Origin of the sequence: Dolichospermum compactum NIES-806 (assembly GCF_002368115.1) — a bacterium.
Lineage (GTDB): Bacteria > Cyanobacteriota > Cyanobacteriia > Cyanobacteriales > Nostocaceae > Dolichospermum > Dolichospermum compactum.
The window spans coordinates 2,560,128-2,566,843 of the sequence record NZ_AP018316.1 but is presented as its reverse complement, the minus strand read 5'-3'; the positions used below and the strand labels follow the sequence as shown (position 1 = coordinate 2,566,843).

Below are 6,716 nucleotides of genomic sequence, written 5' to 3'. Positions count from 1 at the left end.
TTCACTTAATTCAGGAATTGGACTGGCATACAGTACATCACAAGTTGGACAAGATATCAGTCTGTAGTGCATATATTCAGGCAGTTTACGAGAAGCAAAGGCAAAACTGTCTAATTGATTAAGATCAAAGTCAGCCTCAGCAAAGACTTTAGACTGATCCTTTGAACCGCAAACTGGACAGGAACGATTAACCATTTTCATTTTTATTTTCTTCTTTTCAGAAATTTCAGACTTGAAATTAACATTTCATCTTTAAAAAAAAATCCGATTATTACAGCGATTTCCAATCATAAGCTGTTACGCAGCTAAATTTGATAACCATAATTTACCTGAACTTTGTGGTGCGGCATCTTGCCCGCTAGAATTATACAAACTAAATGCACAACAGCTTATAAGGTACATCTTAGCCCCCTCATCGCTTGCGGGGAGGGGGTTGGGGGTGGGGTTCTTGTTCCGGGTTTGATGACAATTTGCTGTAATACTTTATGTTATACACAAAATTACTTTTTAAGCCAAATTGTATAACCGAGAGGATCATCTTTAGAGCCTAATCCAAAAAATAATGAAAGATGCCCAACAAAAATACATAAAACAAAAAAAGGAAAAACAATTAAGGCTACTATAACCTTTAAAAGCCACGATATAAATTTTTTAGGTGATTGCAACCCTCGAAAATAGGCAACAATAATCTTTGAAACAATCACGGTAATATCTGTACCTCTAGGGGCAATTTTAATTGATGAAAAATCTTGAAAAAACTGGTTCAGTGTTGATGGAGTATATCTGTAATAATCATAAGGAATATAGTGATATCTTGCTGACCAAGGAACAGTAAGTATTCCTACCCCCCCCCGTTTTAAAACTCGATAAATTTCGGTAATAAACTTTTCCGGTTCTTGGATATGTTCAAGAACTTCGGTACAAATAAAACCATCAATTGAATCAGAACTCAAAGGAATATTATATCCATCAAAGTGAATAATCTCAGAATTTTCATAGTTAAATTTCTGATTTGCTTCTTCAATATCAAGTCCATAATATTGAGTTTTTTGACTATTAAGAAGATGCTTATAAGGACTTTGCCCACAGCCGATATCTAGGACTTTTCCCTGCATTTTAGGGAGAAATTCTTGCAGATGTCTATACACAGTATTCGTTTGAAAATCTAGAACTAACCTTGCCCAAAATTTTAACTTATTGAGTAGAGTATCAGGGGGAGTGTTGCTAAGTGGCTTAAATCCTTCTTGAATCATTTTTAATTCCTTGTAATATTAAACGTTAATTTTTAACGACATTGTAAGCATCTCTAATTTCTCCATTCTTAGTAATTGTCCGACGAATAAAATGTGGTCTCTGTTTAACCTCTTCAAATATTTTGGCAATATATTCAGCGACAATACTGATGCTAAATAAATTCAGTGAACCAAAAAATAAAATAGTAAGTAATACTGTAGTTACCCCTTCTGGCACTGAATCTGGAACAAGAATTCGGATAATAATTTGTACGGTTGCTAATAACAGGGTCAATAACAGTAATACTGTACCCATAAAACTGATCATAGTTAAAGGAGTGTAACTAAAAGATAAAATCCCTTTTTTAGCCCAGCCGATATTCTTAGCTAAATTGTTAGTTGTTACGCCAAACATTCGTTCTGGTCTAACATAGTTTATACCAATCTGTTTAAAGCCCACAAATGCTCTAACTCCCCGGAGAAATAAGTCTCGTTCAGGAAACTGTAAAATCGCTTGGACAACCTTCTTATCCATTAAAGAAAAGTCTCCCGCATCATGGGGAATGGAGAGATAGGAAAAATGATCAAAAATACGATAAAAAGCCTTATAGGCAATCTGCATAAACAAGGGAGCTTGGCGTTTTTTGCGACGACCATAAACTACGTCATATCCTTCTCGCCACTTTTCGACAAATGTTTCAATTAATTCCGGTGGATCTTGTAGATCCCCATCAAGTAAAACACAGGCATTTTTAGTCGCTATTTCCATGCCACTTTTGAAAGCAGATTGAGAACCGAAGTTTCGCGCATGAGAAATACCAATCACCCGTTTATCAGTTCGTGAAATTTCTTGAATTACTTGTTCACTATTATCGGGACTACAATCATTAACAAAGATAATTTCATACTCAATATTTAGTCTGAGAAAGGTCTCCCGAAGACGTTTGTACATAATAGGAATTGCTTGATTATCTTTGTAACAAGCAATAATTGCTGTTACGCTGTACTTGGTATCTAAACCAAACTTTTTAGAACTCTGATGATATCTTTCTTTATCCTCTAGTTCTCGATACCATGCGGTTGTTTTTATTAACCCTTCTCGAAAATTTGTCTTGGCTTTCCATTGTAACTTTTCTTGAGCCTTTGTTGCATTTGCATACCAGTCGCTAATATCCCAATGGCGATTTTCCATGGAATTATAGACAGGTTCAGTGTTGATATTAAATATTTCACTAGCAACCTTGGCTACATCACCAATTGTAGTTTTTTGTCCACTACCAATATTAAATGATTCGCCATAATCTTCTTCTTTGAGATTTAATGCTGTATCAATAAAAGCCTCACTAACATCATCAACATAAACAAAATCCCTAGAAATATCAGGACTGACAAAATTGGGATATTTTTCCTCAACTCCGTGGCGAATTAGATTGGGAATGAGGCGGGAAGAATCTTCTAAAGGACCATAAACAGAATACAATCTTAAATTAGCGCAAGGCAGTTGCTTTTTTTTGCCATAGAAGTAGAGGAGATTAGCACAGGCAATTTTAGAAACAGCATAATCACTATTAGGAGCAGGTAGCTCAGTTTCATGAGGGCCTGAACAATTATCTCCATATTCTGAAGAACTGCCAGCATGAACATAACAAGAAATTTGGCAGGTAGCAATTCTTTCTAGAAGTTTGGCTGTTAAATTCAAATTAGTTTGATAGATAAGTTGACTATCTTTTTCAAAAGAATAAGCACCAAAAGCCACGCAATTAAATATTGTTTTCGGCTGGGTTTTTTCCAGTAAAAAATCTATGTTGGAATCAACCAGCAAATCAACAGCAAAGATATTCTCGTCATTTAATCCTTCTAATCGCCAAGCAGGAAACCGGGATGTCGTGCCAAAAACATCATCCCGATAATTGAGTAATTGCCTAAGTAAATTAGCACCCACAAAGCCACTAGCGCCCAAAACTAAAATTGGTCCCTGTAGTCGTCTGATTTTTTGTTCTAAAGTCATAATATTACCTTAATTCTTAACTTGACAACTGGAAGAAATTACCTTGGGAACTGCAATGTATGTTATTTTGTCCTGAATAAATGGTATTTCAGGTTTTTCGACTTCTAAAATAACCTGATAGTTTTCGGGAATTTGCTTAATATCCGCGGCGATTAAAAGTGCTTTTTTCTGAATAAACAAGTGAGTAATTTTCTCTTGTTCATCTTGAAAGATTATCTTAGACATTGATTCATTATAGAATGGCGATCTCTGCACTCTTTTAAAAGATTTTGAGAGTAGGGGAACGTAGCTGTTCTTAGTAAAATTTACTAAGTAGTCAAGCTTACAGTCATAACTGCTCATTGTTTTTGCAAGAGTTTGATAGTAAATCCTAGTCTTTTCATCATAAAGTTTATTTTGTAACATTTCGATATTTTCTGGTTGTTTAAGTTGATGACTGACTAATAAATGCCGATTCAATTTCCATGGAAAATATACAGAAGAAGTTCCGTGGAACACTAATGTTTGCATTAAATAAAAAAATAGGCAAATAAAAGGGACGCTCAAAACTAATCTTTCCCATTTCTCAAATCTATTTGAAAGTTTGCATAGAGAGAAAATTAATAAACCAAAACCCAATGAAGATGAACTTTGTAGTCTAAACACTTCATAAATGTGTAGAGACTGAAGATATCCAAAAAGAATAACAGAGCTAAACAAAAATAAAAGATTATCCCTTTCCTGAACTTGTTCCTGAAGTCCTTTGATTTTCCTTAAAAGGCTTGTTCTAATAAAAATAATAAAAATTATAAGAGCGTTAAAAAAGACAAGTGAGTACAACAATAATCTTCCATCTCCAGCAAAAGGAAAAATTATTAGTTTTAAAAAATTCAATATATTTCTTGGATGTAAAAAGCCTCTGTAAAATTTCCCAATTACGAAACTCTGATTTATCCAATCTCCAAAAGCAGATTCTCTGATTACATAAATTAAAAAAGCTCCAATAACGCCAAGCATACCAACATGGAACATCGCAATATTTTTCAGGTGTATTTTCCGCTTATCTTGCTCTGAAGAAATATATATTAGCAAGAAATACAGATAGATAGGAGCTAATATAAAGAATGTCTGTCTTGCCAAAAAACTAAGAGCCAAGAAAAATCCTGATAATAAATACCGATTTCTTCTCTGAGGTGATGCCGTTAAAAATAATAGGGATATTAACAGAAATGTGTAAGAAAAATAATTTGCCCATGGATAAATGATATAGCCATGAACTAAAAACATTACTACTGATGATAAGGCAGATGACCATCTATTAAGGATTTTGCGCCATAGACAATAAGAAAGATAAATATTGGCTGCATAGAATATACCAGTTATGATTCCAACTGATACTACTGTATTACCGAAAATATTTAAGGACAAACTTTGTATAAAAGTGGTCAAAAAACCATATTGGATAAATATTTCTTTGTACGGAATTAATCCCCTATTTAAATCTGCTGCATTAGCATACATTAGCCCCCAATGATGAGCGTCAGTATTGAGTGTGGATTCAATTATAGTAAATCCGATACTTGTAATACAACAGATAATAACCAATATATCTGGCAAAATTGTTGTTAATTGTTTTTTTCTCATTACATTATTTGACATGAATATTATTCCTTTAACTTCTTAATAATGCTTGCAGGATCTAAGCCACACTCTTGACGATGAAAAGTCTGAGAGCCATATAAACCAGAAACATATCCTAAAGCGTGACGGTGGGTAAATTTAGTGGGAACATGACCCATTTCTAAGAGACAACGAGCAATGATTTGTCCTACTCCCCCGTGAGCTATATGCTCCTCAACAATAAACAAATGACCAGATTTTCCCAAATCATCTAGAAAATCTTGAGGAATCTTAGCAGATTCAATGGGCAATTCGGTTAAAATCCATAAATTAGGACGGTGGGCATCACTGAGATGCTGCACTGCCTCCATAATTCCCCCTGCCAAAGGACCGACAATTAACATTGTCGCACCTTCCCCCTGTAGCAATCGTCGCCACGGTGAGTAGGGGGGGAGATCAAAATCTTTTGGTTTTTCACAGCGACCAAGACGCAGATAGGCTGGATGCTCGAAGCTATGCAGTTGATTGATAATCTCTAAAACATCCGCATCAAAGGCTGGCACAAAAACGTGCATATTCATCAAAGATAGCATCGTTCCATAGTCTTCCAACGCATGATGGGTAGCTCCCATCACCCCATAGGCATAACCGCCACCATTACCAACCAGTCGTACGGGAAGATCGTGCAAACAGACATCATTGCGAATTTGTTCAAAGGGACGGGCATAAACAAAGGGAGCAATACTATACACCCAAGGCTGTAACCCAGTTTTTGCTAGACCAGCAGCCACAGACACCATATTCTGTTCTGCTACGCCAGCATTGATAAAACGTTCACCTAAACTCTCCCGCAATGGCTCTAAGGCTTGGTATCCCAAGTCACCTGTGAGAAAGACAAATTTGGGGTTATCTGAACATTTAACGAGGGTGTTACATAGGATATTTCTCACGTCCTTACCTCTTCTAACGCTTGTTGGTAATGCTCTGATGTCATTGGTAGATAGTGCCACTCCATTTTATTTTCCATAAAGGAAACCCCATGACCTTTTTTTGTTCGAGCAATAATCACGTGAGGCTTGATGGTGATTAATGAAAGTGCCTCTACAATCCTATGAGGATCATGTCCATTAATCTCAGTGACAGCACACCCAAAAGCCGAAAATTTATCAGTTAGTGGTTCTAAATCAGCCACTTCCTGGGTAGTTCCAAAGCCTTGCAGCCCATTACAATCAATGATTAGGGTTAATTGGTTGAGCTTCTGATGCACAGCAAAAATCAAAGCCTCCCAATTAGATCCCTCATTCCATTCTCCATCGGATAATAGACAGAATACCCTTCCAGCCTCACTTTTGAGCCTTTTACCTAAAGCCAATCCATTGGATAAGGAAAGTCCATGACCTAAACTTCCGGTGGCAAATAAAATCTTGGGAATCCCTTTTGCAGGAGGATGTCCAGCGAGTTTTGTCCCATTTTGATGAAATGTTTGTAGATCTTCATCATTCAAGTATCCCAAAGACCACAAGGTGGTGTATAGTGAGCCGGCGGCATGACCTTTGGAGAGGACAAAAGCATCCTCTTCTCCTAAAACTTGATGATACAAACACATCATTAAGTCCAGAGAGGACAAGTTACCGCCAATATGCCCAACACCACTTTCAAAGTGCATTTTGAGCAATCGTTTTTTAGCTTCATTAATAAGCTCTTGTAGTGTTTTCATAATCAGCCTGTTAAAGTAGTCCAGAAACCATACAGATTGGAAAGCCTCAATCATATCTGTTTTCCGCAAATTATCGGAGAATTTGGGAAAACCTATGTAATTAATTTTGCTTGGTTAATTGTAGACAGTACAAGGATAGGACTTACGCAAGTGTCACACT

At 36.2% G+C, this 6,716-nt stretch carries 6 protein-coding genes; all 6 read right to left on the bottom strand.

Annotated elements, in window-relative coordinates; genetic code table 11:
• Positions 1-201: hypothetical protein (locus CA730_RS24890; protein WP_197705527.1), on the bottom strand; the 201-nt coding region annotated here is incomplete at its 3' end.
• 299 nt (positions 202-500) lie between these two features.
• Positions 501-1,253 carry a class I SAM-dependent methyltransferase gene (locus tag CA730_RS12285; RefSeq protein ID WP_096667604.1) on the bottom strand — a complete coding sequence of 251 codons (753 nt, stop codon included), beginning with the start codon at positions 1,251-1,253 and terminating at the stop codon, positions 501-503.
• A 25-nt stretch (positions 1,254-1,278) separates the two neighbouring features.
• Positions 1,279-3,240, bottom strand: a complete 1,962-nt coding sequence (locus tag CA730_RS12280) for an NAD-dependent epimerase/dehydratase family protein (protein ID WP_096667602.1) — start codon at positions 3,238-3,240, stop codon at positions 1,279-1,281.
• Between the two features lie 9 nt (positions 3,241-3,249).
• Entirely contained in the window at positions 3,250-4,878 is a 1,629-nt protein-coding gene (locus tag CA730_RS12275; RefSeq protein WP_096667600.1) for a glycosyltransferase family 39 protein, read from the bottom strand.
• Between the two features lie 5 nt (positions 4,879-4,883).
• Positions 4,884-5,849 (bottom strand): transketolase family protein, encoded by a 966-nt coding sequence (locus tag CA730_RS12270; RefSeq protein WP_197705526.1) that lies wholly within the window; start codon positions 5,847-5,849, stop codon positions 4,884-4,886.
• The gene (locus CA730_RS12265; RefSeq protein WP_096671487.1) at positions 5,786-6,556 is read right to left on the bottom strand and encodes a transketolase; all 771 of its coding nucleotides are present in this window, start codon (positions 6,554-6,556) and stop codon (positions 5,786-5,788) included. Before CA730_RS12265 ends, CA730_RS12270 begins: the two co-directional genes overlap by 64 nt.
• Between the last annotated feature and the right edge of the window lie 160 nt (positions 6,557-6,716).